Raw genomic sequence first — 14,096 nt, 5'->3', positions numbered from 1 at the left:
TGTTAGCGCCCCTTCGCCCCGCTCCCCACCCATAAGGAAAAAAAGTTTTTTTAATATTTTCCCCAGAACACCCTCGTAGGAAAAAAGTTTTCATCTTTTGGCCAAGAAGCCGATCTATAAGGGAAAAAGTTTTTTTGTTCTTTTTCCTAGCGGCCCACCCATAAGGCTAAAAGTTTTTTCATTTTTTGACCTGCTGACTACACATAAGGAAAAAAGTTTTTTGTTCTTTTTCCTAGCGGCCCACCCATAAGACTAAAAGTTTTTTTATTTTTTGTTCTGCTGCACACACACGGGAATACAAAATGAAATCTTTAGAATTATAGCATATTTTCAGATTATGTTTCTAAAATGCGCATCGAAAAGAAAATTTATTGAAAGTATGGTAAAATATATTTGTTATATTGTAAATAACAGACTATTGGAGGAATTTCTAATGAAGGTGTTGTTTCTCAATCCTCAGGGCAACTTTGACAAAAATGATTCTCATTTAACTGAACATCCTGATTTTGGGGGACAGTTGATCTACGTTAAAGAGGTATCGAAAGAGTTGGCTAATTTGAACGTTTCTGTGGATATAGTTACCAGACAGATAATCGACCCAAATTGGCCTGAGTTTTCTAAGAAATTGGATTATTTCGATACAACTCAAAACCCAACTATCGTCAGAATACCTTTTGGCGGAGAAAAATTTTTAAACAAAGAGCTATTGTGGCCTCATTTAAAGGAATACGTTGGTAATATTCTCGCATTTTACCAAAATCAAAAGATAGATTTCGTAACCACTCATTACGCCGATGGAGGTTATTCTGGAGTTCTTTTAAAATCAAAGTTGGGTGTGAATTTTTCGTTCACAGGGCATTCTTTAGGTGCCCAAAAAATGGATAAATTAAACGTCTCCCATGAGAATTTTGAAGATCTCGACAAAGAGTATCATTTTTCTCAAAGAATAATGGCTGAAAGGTTGTCCATGAAATATGCGTCTAAAATTATTGTCTCCACATCAATGGAAAGATACGAGCAGTATTCTCATCCGTTGTATGCCGATGTTTCTGAAGTTGAAAACGACAGTAAATACAAAGTGATTCCTCCTGGTGTTAACACGGAGATCTTTAACGATGATTTGACTGACCTCGATCAGGAGACTGTTGCTCAAATTGAAAAAAAATTAAACAAGCAGCAAAAACCTTTTATCATTCTCTCCAGCCGTTTAGATCTCAAAAAAAACCATATTTCTGTTGTAAAGGCATACGCAAATTCTAAAGATCTTCAAGATAAGGCAAATCTAGGAATATTTCTTAGGGGCATTCCTGATCCTTTCACCGACATACATAAATTGTCGGAGAATGAAAGATCCATCTTAACCCCAATTTTGGAAGAAATAGAAAAAGCAGATATAAAAGATAAGGTATATTTTTTTGATTTAAAATCTCAACTTGCCTTAGCTACTGCTTACAAATTCTTTTCAAAATTAAAGTCTGTTTTTGTTCTACCTTCTTTTTATGAACCCTTTGGCTTAGCCCCTATCGAAGCAGGCGCTTGTGGCCTCGCTGTTATTGCAACAAAGAATGGTGGACCAAGTGAAATATTCTCAGATGGTTCAGGTGTATTAATTGATCCTGAAGATATACAAGATATTGTTGAGGGCTTAATAAAAGGTTTGAATAATTATGACTATTTTTCAAAAAAGGTTAAAAAAAGAGTTTTAGAAAATTATACTTGGAAGAGCACTGCTAGAGGATATTTAGAGGTTATAGAGGGAGGAGTTAAACTTCCCAAAAAAACCATAGAAAAAGTACCTTCTTTAGATGCAAAAGAAATAATAATTGATTTTTTAAAAAATAAAAAGATTTAAAATTATGGTATAATTTCGATGATAGAAGAAAAAAGTGCCGATTTTAAGGTTGGTGTGGTGAATGCTACTTTCTTTGTCTATAAAAAATTTTGGTCTTTTTAAAAGTGCTAACGTGGATTTTAGCGACAATTTCTGTACTATCACCGGTGAGTCGGGAACAGGAAAATCTATGTTTCTAAATGCTTTAAACCTTTTTTTAATAGGAAATGTTCCTCAAAATCTGAAAACGTCTGAAGGGTCCGTTTCAGCGTATTTTACTGTTAATGAGTTTATCAAAGAGATGCTGAGGGAATACGTGCCTTTTGATGGTGATGATTTGATCTTAGCTGTAAATTTCACTCCTAAAAAGACACTTTTCAGAGTTAACGATACAATAGTTCCTAAAAACGTCGTTCAAGACATTTCGAAGTATCTGTTAGAAATACATTCTCAAGACTCCAACATAGCTTTGAGAGATGAGAATTACCAAAATTCTTTGATCTTTAAGATTTTGAGAGACAAATTCCCCGATTATTTTTCTGATTACGATAAGGGTTACCAGGAATACTTGAATTTGAAAAGAAAGTTAGAAAACCTTCCAACCAATAAAACAGAAATCTTTCGAAATATTGATATTTTAAACTACCAGATCCAGGAAATTGAAGAGGCGAACCTACGGCCTCTTGAAGATGATGAACTTTCTGCTAGATTTAAAACTCTAAACAATATAGAAGAAATCAGGGAACGATTGGTGGAGTCTTTAAACATACTAAAAGATAGAGATGAACAAAGTATTGATGAGGAAATTGGTTATATAGTTTACAATTTGTCTAAGCTAAATGATTTTGGATTCACTGAAGAACATTCTTTAGCTTCCTCTATTCAGGAACAGATAACTGAATTATACACGCTTTTAGAAAATAGATTGTCTGAATTAGAGAGTGATCCAGAAGAATTAGAAAGAGTCAGTGAGAGACTGAATAAAATTATCGAGTTAAAAAGGAAATATGGACCTTCTCTTGATGATGTTTTGAAAAATCTCAACAAGTTCAAAATTCAAAAAAGTGAGTTAGACGAGATCAAAAACGATTTTCACGAATTAGAACCAAGATTATATAAATTGAAAGAGGAATTATTAGAACTCAGTGATAAAATAATAGGGAAGGTTTCTCCTTTTCTCAACGATTTAAAATCAAACATTGAAAACAATCTGAAGGATCTTAATATGGAAAATAGTAAGATAGATTGGAAGATAGAAAAACTAAAAGAACCAAAAAAAGAGTCCGCACATAGGATTACCTTTTTATTAAAAACAAATCCAAAGAGTGATTTTATGCCTTTATCCGAAATAGCTTCCGGTGGGGAATTATCTAGAATAATATTGTCAGTTGAGGTTGTACTAGGGAAAAATCATGCAATTGATACTATGGTTTTTGACGAGATTGATTCCGGAGTTGGCCCAAGAATGGCAGATGTTGTAGGAAATAAACTAAACGAATTATCAAAAGATAAACAAATTATTGTAATTACTCATATGCCACAAGTTGCAAATTTCGCCACTGAACATTTTAAAATAGTAAAATCGTTGAACGAAGAAACTACTTCAACAATCGTAAAATTATCAGAAAATGAAAGATTAGAAGAAATAAAAGAAATGTACGGAAACATTGTCTATTGAAAAGGATGTGTAAAAGATGTACAGTCGTGAAGATCTGATAAAAAAGATAGTAGATGAAAAAGGGCTTCAAGCTATTCCTAATTTAATAGAGCTATTAGATGACGAAGATTACGAAGTTCGAGAATTGGCGCGAGATGCATTGAGCGTCATGGCACCCGAAGGAAAAGAATACCTTTTACAAGAGTTCAAACGAAGATTCAATCTCAACCTTCAAGACGATACTGTTTTGTTGTATCTAGCTGAACTTTTGTCTGATTTGAAGTGTCATGAAATAGTGGAAAACCTTAAGATGATGTTCAATAAATTTTCTGATGAAAGGGCTTTCCCTTTGATCATAGAGAATTTATTAAAAATCACAAAAGATGAATCTTATTTAGATATATTGAAAACTTATATTGACAGTGACGAGGGGGAAATAGAAGAGATAAGCGTTATGGCCATCACCGAGTTACCAAGCAGAAAAACTTTAGATATACTTTTAGAGAAATATTATAAAACTACCAACAACTCTTTAAAAGTACTTATTTTGGATTCAATAACAAAAATCTTGACTAAGAATTTTGATTTAGTTCCATACCTACAAGAACGTGACCCTGAAATATCCGAAAAGCTGGAGTTGCATCTCAAAAGGTCTTGATTTTGGACTAAAAATTTGTTATAATATAGATGTATCCCAGTAAAAAAAATTCACCCCGAACGGGGTCAAAGAATAAAGTATGGGGACGATTGGGTTCGACGGGAATAGGCTGAAGTCGGGAAGCGAGTCGAGGAGTCTGAAACCTCGTAAAAAACGAAAAAATATTGAAATGCCGAAGAACCAGAATTAGCATTAGCTGCTGCGTAGACGGCAGCTCGTCTCTCCTCAAGTTTTCTTGGAACCTCTCTTGAGGAATGAGGCGTCAGAAAAAGGTTCCACTTCTAAAATCTCTTACCCGGATTTTAGAAGTATCAATGGGTAATAGGAAATTGTGACTCGGTCCGCAAAGTCACAATTTCCGAAAGCTGATTGCGGACTGCGCTCGGAGAAGCCGACTTCGCCTGTTTTCGGACGCGGGTTCGATTCCCGCCGTCTCCACCATTTTTTTTAAGGTAGTATGTTAAAAATTTCACATATTTACTAGATACATTTACTTAAGAAATGAAATGATCCTATAAAATAAGAATTTGATTTTAAAAAGGTAACAGGGCAAAACTCTTCCCTGGAGTGGGAGCAGGCGAAACGCTGATTCTCCATCCTTATGGGTGGGCTGCGGGGCGAAGGAGCGCTATATATAAAATTTAGAGATTCTAAAGACCGTATAATCCACAAATATGGGAGGTTGATTAAGTGTTTTGGGTAAGAGATAAGGCAAATCAAAAATCTTTTATCAAAGAAGATGAAATATTTAAGCTCTTGGAAGAAATGAAATCCCCAAGTAGATTAAAAGTCAGAGACATTATTCAAAAATCGTTATCAAAAGAAAGATTGGATTCGGATGAAGTCGCAACACTTTTAAACGTTGAAGATGATGAAACGTTAGAAGAGATTTTTGAAGGAGCAAGAACATTAAAAAAGAACATATATGGGAATAGAATAGTGTTATTTGCCCCTCTTTATATTGGAAACAAATGCATAAACAATTGTGAATACTGTGGTTTTAGATCAAGTAACAGCGAAATTTTTAGAAATACCCTTAGTTTTGAACAATTAGAGAAAGAAGTAAGAGCCCTTGAAAACAAAGGTCACAAAAGATTGATATTAGTATATGGCGAACATCCTGACTACGATGCGGATTTCATCGCTAAAACCGTAGAAACTGTATACAAAACTAAAAACAGAAACGGTGAGATCAGAAGGGTGAATATTAATGCTGCCCCTCAGACAATTGATGATTACAAAAAAATAAAAGAAGTAGGTATAGGAACGTTTCAAATTTTTCAAGAAACTTATCATTATGAAACATATAAGAAAGTTCATCCAAAGGGGCCAAAATCAAGTTATATATGGAGACTATACGGATTAGACAGAGCAATAGCTGCAGGTATGGACGACGTTGGGATCGGTGCCTTATTTGGACTTTACGATTATAAATTTGAGGTTATGGGACTTATATCTCACACCATACATTTGGAAGAACGCTTTGGATTTGGTCCACATACAATTTCCTTTCCACGAATGGAACCAGCCTTAAATACCCCTTTATCTGAGCAACCTCCCTACCTTGTTAATGATAATGAATTCAAAAAGATAGTGGCAATTTTAAGGTTGGCTGTACCCTATACTGGTTTAATTTTAACAGCAAGGGAACCTTCCCATATAAGAAACGAGATATTAAAGTTAGGAGTTTCACAAATCGATGCTGGTTCTAACATTGGGATTGGAGCATATTCAACAGAAGACCAAGAAGCCTATAGAAAAAGCCAATTCACCTTAGGTGACCAAAGGAGTTTAGACGCTGTAATAAATGAATTAGCGATCGAAGGTTATCTTCCTTCATTTTGTACCGCATGCTATCGTATGGGGAGAACTGGTGAGCATTTCATGGAGTTTGCAATACCTGGATTTGTGAAAAGGTTTTGTACTCCCAACGCTATTTTAACTCTATTAGAATATGCACAAGATTACGCACTGGAAAATACCAGAATATCTATCGAAAAAAGGATCAAAGAAGAATTAAAAAATATGGATGATGGGCCCATTAAAGAGAAATTATTGGAAAGAATATATCTTGTTAAGGCTGGAAAAAGAGATCTATACTTTTGATGCAAAGGGATGTATTATATGAAATTACAAAATCACGAGATTTTAAAAAAGTTACAGAGTAAAGTTCCACATTCCCCATCCCAGTGGGCTGATTACACTAATTTTTCTGAAAAAGTTAAGAATATTGTGAATTATTTTATATCTAATGAAACCATTGAAAAAGAACACATCATCCAAATCTTGTCTTTAAATAAACATGATAAAGATCGAGAAGAACTTTTCAAGGTTGCAAATCTGATCAGAAAAGAGTATACAGGAGATTATATAAACATTAAAGGAGTTATCGAGTTTTCAAATTATTGTAAGAAAAACTGTTACTATTGTGGATTGAGAGCTAAGAATCCAATTATACAAAGGTACCGGATGACTCCCGATGAAATTATTGAAGTGGCAAATCAGGCAGCGATACTTGGTTTAGATACGATCATTCTTCAAAGTGGTGAAGATGATAAATACACAGATGATGATTTAATCTACCTCATTAAAGAAATAAGAAAAAAAACAAGTTTACCAGTATCTTTATCCATTGGGGAAAGAAGCTTTTCGTCGTATAGAAAATTCAGAAAAGCTGGCGCAGTAAGAGTGCTTCTAAAACATGAAACTATCAACAAAAAAATTTTTAAAAATATTCATCCTGAAAAAAGCTATGATAATAGAATAGAACTCTTAAGGTACATGAATACCCTGGGTTATGTGACAGGTTCGGGTAATATTATAGGTTTACCGGGACAAACGTTAGAAGACATAGCAGAAGATATTCTTTTTATGAGAAACGAAAATCTTAGGATGATAGGTATGGGTCCTTTTATCCCAACTGAAAACACTCCGTTAAAAGATCATCCTCGTGGAAGTGGTGAATTAACTTTAAACGCTTACTGTGCTACAAGGTTTTGTATTCCAAAGGCGCAAATACCTACCACTACCGCATTAGGAACAATTTCTCCAGATTTACAATACCAAGGTTTTTATGCAGGATGTAACGTTATCATGGTTAACATAACTCCAGAGGTATATAGAAAAAATTACAACATCTATGATAATAAGATAAAAGTAGAGTTTTATGAAACGTATGAGAAAATCAAACAATTAGGCTTCTCACCTTCCAAAATAACCCAAAAACGAATGGAGGAGAAAAAGAATGCCAGCAACATCCGGTTATAGGACCTACATAGCTATAGCAGGAAGAAGAAACGTTGGAAAATCTTCTTTGATAAACGCAATAGTGAACCAAGAAATAGCTCTTGTTTCCAACGTTGCCGGAACAACTACCGATCCAGTCTATAAAAGCATGGAGTTACAACCAATTGGGCCCGTTACTTTAATTGATACCCCCGGAATAGACGATGAAGGTGAACTCGGGGAAAAAAGAATTGAAAGGGCTAAACGAGCTTTTTACAAAGCTGATATAGGAGTTTTAGTAGTTGATTCTGAACCAAACGAATTTGAACACTTCATCTGCAATCTTTTTGAAAAGATGCATATCCCATTTATAATCATATTGAACAAGATAGATCAACTTAACAACATTTCTAACTTAAAACAATTATATATTAATTCTTTCAAAAAACCAGTTTTAGAAGTTTCTTGCAAAGAAAAAATCAATATAGAAAGAGTAAAAGAAGCTTTGACTGAGTTAAAACCAAAAGAAGAAGAAATTCCCATGCTTCCAAAATTTATTAAAAGTAACGATATTGTCTTACTAGTGGTTCCGGTAGACACTGGAGCACCAAAAGGTCGATTGATAATGCCACAGGTGGCAACTATAAGAGAAGCAATAGATAGAAAGGCTTTCCCAATTGTGACATCTGTTGAGGGAGTAAGTGAAATAATTAGTAAATTGAAACAAAAACCAAGGTTGGTAATCACAGATTCTCAAGCTATTGGAAGGGTTGCTGAGTTAGTGCCTGAAGATATAAACCTAACTACATTTTCAATATTAGAAGCTCGTCATAAGGGGGATATCAGTATTTTAACTAAGGACTTGGACGTGGTTAATAATTTGGAAAATGGCGACACTGTTCTTATAATGGAAGGTTGTTCTCATCGTCCGTTAAGTGAAGATATTGGAAGAGTCAAAATTCCAAAATGGCTCGAAAAATATACTCAAAAATCCTTGAATTTTAAATTTATTGCCGGCAAGGAATTCCCTGACATAGAAGATGTAAAGAACGTAAAATTAGTGGTACATTGTGGAGGATGTACTCTTACAAGAAGAATGATGATGAGAAGAATAAATGCGATAAATAGATTAGGCATTCCCATTGTAAATTATGGAGTAATAATATCATTTCTCCACGGATCCCTAAAAAGAACTTTAGAACCTCTTTCATTATAAACAATTTTCATTGAGGCTCCTGATTTTAGGGGGCCTTTCTTTTTTCCTTAAACACGTGATTTTCACTGTTTTATAAAAGAATTGTAATGAAATTTAGCTTTTTTGTATAAAGAAGAGAGTATCATAATGTTTGTAAGCCACCAATTTAAAGATTAAGTGAAGAAAGGCGGCGAATTGCGGTGTACGAGAAAAATCAAAGTACTTATCGTGAAGATGATTCTTTCAAATTCAAATACTCTTCTCAAATTGATTTTATTAGATCTCTAAAAAATGCTAACGACGAAGAAAGTATTAGAAAGTTAGCGTTAGCCAAAGAAGATTATTTTTTTAATAATAAGAAAAGTACAAAACGTTAGATTAGAATGGATAAAAATAAAATTATCGAAATTAAAGATCTATCTGTATACATCAACAATCTAAAATTATTGAAGAATATTAATTTAGAAATATCGAAAAATGAAATCCTTTTGATTTATGGACCTAGGAATGCAGGTAAATCTTTGTTAGCAAGGTCTATGGTAGCATTAAATGAGGAACTTTTTAAAGGTATCCAAACCACTGGACAGGTTTTATTTTTAGGTGAGGATGTTAATAGCATTGAAAAAAGATATTTGCGATCCACAATTGCTTATTCTGAACCTACTTTTGTCGATAATATCAATTTCTTAACTTTAAGCGAAGTCTTCAACCTCGCTTTAAGAATAAAACCTTCCGACATTTCTCAAGAACAATATATGCTTCTTGAAAAGCTCAATATTGCACATATTTTTTCTAATCATTCTTCATTAAAAAGTTATGAGAATTTTGAAAATTGGACTATTGGAGATAAGATTTCTTTTATAATTTTTCTAAGTTTAGCTAGAAACCCCCAAGTATTTATATTTGATTCTATTCTAGACCATTTGGACGATTTCATGCATAAAGATATTAAGGATTTTCTTTTCGATATAAAAGAAGATCGATCATTGATTATTTCAACAAGAAATCTCTCCTTGTTTTCTGACATCGCTGAAAAGATTGTTTTTTTGGATAAGGGTGAGATTATTTACAAAGGAAGTATTGAGGGTTTTTTACTGAACTTCCCTCTTTAGTCATTCACTCGTCTTCATTAGAATAGATTATAACTTCGTTTTTCGCAATTTCGATATCGAACTTACCACAATCGTATTCCTTTTGAGGTTGGTAAGAAGGTAATTCTAAAAACATATTGTAAACATTTCCTTCTTTAAATATTCCTCCAGCAAAATCAATCCTATAACTTTCCATTTTGAAAGTTTTTATCTGGATATATTCATCTGTTACCAAAATGGATAAAGGAGCTCTTTCAAAATCTCGATTTATATTTTTTTTGCCTAAAGTGACAAATTGTCCTGAACTAGAAAGCAAGTAAACTGTATTATCTTTTTCGTAGGCAAAAACAATTTCTCCATCTATATAGAATGTCTTACTTTTTTCTTCTATATCACCATAATCACAATAAAACTTGGACTTGGTAATGACAGGGTCTCCTTTTTTCGGTAGCCAAATAGATAACGGCTCGCCGTAGAAGAAAACTCCACTTTCAATTTCAAATACTTTATCTATATTAGTTTCAACTTTTTCATATATTTGTTGTTTTTCAAGATCTAATGTGTATTTTTCACTTTCATAATTTGTTAAGTCTATTTCTATTTTTTTCAATCCATTTGTTAAAGTAAGTTTTGAAGGTGGTACATTTATTGTAATTGGTGTTTTTATTTTTAGATTGTTTAAAGTAGCTTCTCTACTATCTCCCGTAATCTCTAGCTCTATCCATTTTGAAGGTACTCTTGTAATCATCTCACCAATGGGTGGAGAAAATTGATGCTCAAAAATAAAACCATTCACATCTAGAAGTACATTCATATTTTCATTCCAACTTAGAAATTTAGATGTTTTGGTTCCCTCATCTGTAACAATAAAAGAATTTTCTGCAATAACAAAGACACTCCTAGGAAGTTCATTAAGTATTTCATGAATAGTACTATCTAACTTTTCCAACGAAGTTGAAACGGTTTTATTTTTATACTTTATATAGAATAGATTGTTAATATAATCTATTTCCATAATTTGGGAGTTTTCACCAGGAGGGACGGAGATATCCGCATATTTGTAGAGATTTAATAAAACCTCGTCGAAATATTTCGACGGGCCACTATAAACTAAGCCTATTTCCACTTTTGCTAAAGTTAAAACGCTTATTAGAATAAAGCTGAATAAAAATATAACCCTTGAGGGGGAGCTGATGCAGGAGCCAATGCTCTTTTTTTTGCTTCCAGAATTTCCTCTATTTTTTCCACTTCCCATACATCTGTACCCACCTTTACCAATGCACCAACAATATTTCTAACCATTCTTCTTAAAAAAGACTTTCCTTCAACTCTTATCAAAATTATATCTTTTCTTAACTCTATTATTCTTACCCTGTAAATAGTTCTTATAGGATTCCTTTCATCGTTTCCCGTTTTAAAGCTGGTGAAGTCATGCTCACCTTCAAAATATCTTGATGCTTGCCTCATCTTTTCTAAATTTAATGTGAGGGGAACCCACCACACTCTGTTTCTTAAAAATATATTTGGATCTTCATTTGTATAAATAAAATAGTGATATATTCTTTTTTTTGCCTCAGCCCTTGGATTAAACCCTTCTTTTACTTCTTTGACTTCCTTTACATATACATCTTCTGGTAAAATAGCATTCAAAGCATCTTTTATATTTTTTTCGGTCATATTTTCGTTCTCTACCTTAAATGAAATAACTTGACCCATCGCATGTACTCCTGTATCTGTTCTTCCACACGCATAAGATGGAATTTCTTTTTTAAAAATAATTTTTAGTGCTCTTTCAAACTCATCTTGAACGGTACGAAATGTCGGCTGACTCTGATAACCATAAAAGTTTGTACCATCATACATTACCTTTGCTGCGACCCATTTCACGAAAATTCCTCCTAATACGTCTTCTGTACTAATTGAGCCTCTAAAATTTTGAATGCGATTTCCGATTCAAATTTTTTTAACAGATCTATGTTCTTTTTATAAATTCCTTCATAGATTTTTATCAAATACAAATTAACAAGTTTTGTAATTCTTTGAGCGATCAACTCTTTAATATCAAAAGGGACATTTTCAACTGTCTTTTCTAGCCAATAACTAAAATTATTATTTATATCGTTTTCTAAAATCAAATCATTGAAAGAAGAAATTACCCTCCTTAACCCTACATATTTAGAGACAAGATCAACATAATCACCATGAATCTCTCTAACGTTGTTGGAAATGTCATCACAATAACTTAATTTAAGATATTTTCCTTTTCGCTCGCTTATATTTAAATATCTTCTTATACCTGATAAATCATTATTATCTTCTTCCACCAGAAAATATCCCACGAAATGATCAGAACTTTTTCTTAAAATAGAGGGTGGAAGAATATCGTTTATTTTTATCGTGCTACCATCCAAGTATGAAATATCATTGATTTCTACAAAATTCCCTTTATCTGAAAACAAAACGTTATGAAACCGCATTTTCACTCACCTTTATTTAGTATATTATACATTTACAATTTCTGAGATAGCCTGCTCAGCATCTTTTATTAATTTACCGGATTCATTTTCAGAAGCTGATTTTACCATAATATAAAATTTAATCTTTGGCTCTGTTCCTGAAGGTCTTGCTATTATTTTAACGTTTGAATATCTCAATTCCACTACATCGGATTTCGGGAATCCCTCTATCCCATTAAGATAATCTAAAGTTTCCTTCAAGTTAAAATCACCAATTTTTATCGGAGGGTTTTTCCTCATCTTGGTCATTATACGTTTTATTTTTTGAGTCCCTTCAAACCCTTCAAAGGTAAAAGAAAGAAGTTTTTCGTCGTAATAGCCATATCTTTCTTTTAGATCCTTCAAATATTCGGTGAGTGTTTTCATCTTGGAAAGTAATTCAGAACTCATAACAGAAATTAATGCAACAGCGATTATGGCATCTTTATCCCTCACATGATCATTCGCCAAATATCCATAACTTTCCTCAAATCCAAATATAAATTTCCTTCCACTTCCCATATATTTTTCAATTTTTTCTCCTATATATTTGAATCCTGTCAATGTTTCTTCAACTTTTACATTGAACTCTTGAGCGATGGGTTTAACCATATCAGTAGTAACGATAGTCTTTACAATGTAATCATCAGGTTTTAAGGAAGAAAATTCCTTAAATTTGCTTAACAAATAATGAGACAACATCACTCCAACTTGATTTCCTGTAAAAGATACATAATCACCTTTGTACTTTTCAAACACTCCTATTCTGTCTCCGTCAGGATCCGTCGCCAAAACAAGATCGGCATCTTTTTCTTTTGCTTTTTTCAAAGCCAATTCAAACGCTTCTTTTTCTTCGGGATTAGGAACCTTTAAAGTTGAAAAGGAAGTATCAATTTTTGATTGTTCTTCAACTAGACTAAACTCAAAACCTAACCTATTCAAAATGCCTTCGACTAATTTCAAAGCCGCTCCGTACAATGGTGTATATACTATTACGGGCTTTTTATCCATCTTTGGATTTAATGACCTAATATATCCCTCAATTTCATCTAAATAATCGTTGAAAATGGATTCGTTAAGTATATTTATTTTTTCAGAATTAACTGCTTCTTCGAAGCTCATCAACTTGATATCTTTGAAATAATCTAACTTCTCAATTTCTGAAGTAATTTCATTAGCATATTGGGGAACCGCTTGAGTGCCATCGGATGTGTAAACTTTGTAACCGTTGTATTCTGGTGGATTATGGCTCGCGGTTATGATTATTCCTCCATCTGTTTTTAATTTTCTGACAGTGAAAGAAAGTAACGGTGTAGGAGCAACTTGATCAAAAATATGTACATTAACGTTATTAGCAGCCAACACTCGAGCAGCAACCTTTGCAAATAAGTCGGAGTTCATCCTTGTATCGTAAGCAATAACAACACTAGGAAAATCTTTATATTTTTTTAAATAATTAGCGAATCCCTGAGTTGCTCGGGCTACGGTGTATACATTCATTCTGTTGGTTCCAACACCCATTATACCCCTTAAACCACCAGTTCCAAACTCTAAATCTTTATAAAATCGATCTATAATTTCATCCTCATTATCATTTAAACGGAACAATTCCTCTTTGAAATCGTCTGTTACATTTTCAAGCCACTGTTGATATCTTTTATATGCTATTTCTTTAACGCTTTCCATTTCATTTTATACCTCCATTTTTAGAATTTTATATTGTCTTGGGTAGGGGGCTCCGCCCTGTAACCCTTTTAAAATCAAAATCTTATTTAAAGAGCTTTCGTCCTTTTACACTGCAACTCATCAAAAAGAATTATATCATATTTTTTTCTTTTTAATAAACAAAAATGCCGCGTATATTCTACGCGGCAATTTTTAGGGCGGGACTTGGGCAGAGAAACATTTTAAAAAAAGGGAAGGGGGCGATACCTACTCTCACAC

General features: G+C 33.2%; 12 protein-coding genes and 1 other RNA gene. 9 read left to right on the top strand and 4 right to left on the bottom strand.

Annotated features, from left to right (window positions below; all coding sequences use genetic code 11):
- Positions 1–433: 433 nt before the first annotated feature.
- The 9 genes from X928_RS07895 to X928_RS07860 all read left to right on the top strand — a co-directional run bounded on the left by X928_RS07895 (position 434) and on the right by X928_RS07860 (position 9,678).
- Positions 434–1,852 (top strand): glycosyltransferase, encoded by a 1,419-nt coding sequence (locus X928_RS07895; protein ID WP_103079249.1) that lies wholly within the window; start codon positions 434–436, stop codon positions 1,850–1,852.
- 61 nt (positions 1,853–1,913) lie between these two features.
- Positions 1,914–3,509 carry a DNA repair protein RecN gene (locus tag X928_RS07890; RefSeq protein WP_103079248.1) on the top strand — a complete coding sequence of 532 codons (1,596 nt, stop codon included), beginning with the start codon at positions 1,914–1,916 and terminating at the stop codon, positions 3,507–3,509.
- Positions 3,510–3,525: 16 nt separating this feature from the next.
- Entirely contained in the window at positions 3,526–4,146 is a 621-nt protein-coding gene (locus X928_RS07885) for a HEAT repeat domain-containing protein (RefSeq protein ID WP_103079247.1), read from the top strand.
- An 81-nt stretch (positions 4,147–4,227) separates the two neighbouring features.
- Positions 4,228–4,587: a transfer-messenger RNA gene (gene ssrA / locus X928_RS07880) on the top strand.
- Between the two features lie 249 nt (positions 4,588–4,836).
- Positions 4,837–6,252, top strand: coding sequence for a [FeFe] hydrogenase H-cluster radical SAM maturase HydG (gene hydG, locus X928_RS07875; protein ID WP_103079246.1), 1,416 nt, complete (start codon positions 4,837–4,839; stop codon positions 6,250–6,252).
- 18 nt (positions 6,253–6,270) lie between these two features.
- Complete coding sequence (hydE, locus tag X928_RS07870) at positions 6,271–7,413, top strand: [FeFe] hydrogenase H-cluster radical SAM maturase HydE (RefSeq protein WP_103079245.1); 1,143 nt, start codon at positions 6,271–6,273, stop codon at positions 7,411–7,413.
- The gene (gene hydF / locus X928_RS07865; RefSeq protein WP_103079244.1) at positions 7,391–8,587 is read left to right on the top strand and encodes a [FeFe] hydrogenase H-cluster maturation GTPase HydF; all 1,197 of its coding nucleotides are present in this window, start codon (positions 7,391–7,393) and stop codon (positions 8,585–8,587) included. The genes hydE and hydF overlap by 23 nt, the downstream gene beginning before the upstream one ends.
- 179 nt (positions 8,588–8,766) lie before the next feature.
- Positions 8,767–8,943: a hypothetical protein gene (locus X928_RS10100; RefSeq protein ID WP_169926348.1), complete on the top strand. Its 177-nt coding sequence runs from the start codon at positions 8,767–8,769 to the stop codon at positions 8,941–8,943.
- 6 nt (positions 8,944–8,949) lie between these two features.
- The gene (locus tag X928_RS07860; RefSeq protein ID WP_103079243.1) at positions 8,950–9,678 is read left to right on the top strand and encodes an ATP-binding cassette domain-containing protein; all 729 of its coding nucleotides are present in this window, start codon (positions 8,950–8,952) and stop codon (positions 9,676–9,678) included.
- 4 nt (positions 9,679–9,682) lie between these two features.
- On the opposite strand, the gene X928_RS07855 is transcribed toward X928_RS07860, so the two are convergent.
- From X928_RS07855 to X928_RS07840, 4 genes are all read right to left on the bottom strand, one after another.
- On the bottom strand, positions 9,683–10,672 hold the full coding sequence (locus tag X928_RS07855) for a hypothetical protein (RefSeq protein WP_146050392.1): 990 nt from the start codon (positions 10,670–10,672) through the stop codon (positions 9,683–9,685).
- A gap of 134 nt (positions 10,673–10,806) precedes the next feature.
- Entirely contained in the window at positions 10,807–11,544 is a 738-nt protein-coding gene (truA, locus tag X928_RS07850; RefSeq protein ID WP_103079241.1) for a tRNA pseudouridine(38-40) synthase TruA, read from the bottom strand.
- A gap of 11 nt (positions 11,545–11,555) precedes the next feature.
- A complete protein-coding gene (locus X928_RS07845; protein ID WP_103079240.1) occupies positions 11,556–12,134 on the bottom strand; it encodes a hypothetical protein in 579 nt (192 codons plus the stop codon).
- Positions 12,135–12,158: 24 nt separating this feature from the next.
- Positions 12,159–13,838: a phospho-sugar mutase gene (locus tag X928_RS07840; RefSeq protein WP_103079239.1), complete on the bottom strand. Its 1,680-nt coding sequence runs from the start codon at positions 13,836–13,838 to the stop codon at positions 12,159–12,161.
- Between the last annotated feature and the right edge of the window lie 258 nt (positions 13,839–14,096).

Source organism: Petrotoga miotherma DSM 10691 (assembly GCF_002895605.1).
GTDB lineage: Bacteria > Thermotogota > Thermotogae > Petrotogales > Petrotogaceae > Petrotoga > Petrotoga miotherma.
Note: the sequence above shows the minus strand (reverse complement) of the source record. Positions and strands in the feature narration are given on the sequence as shown.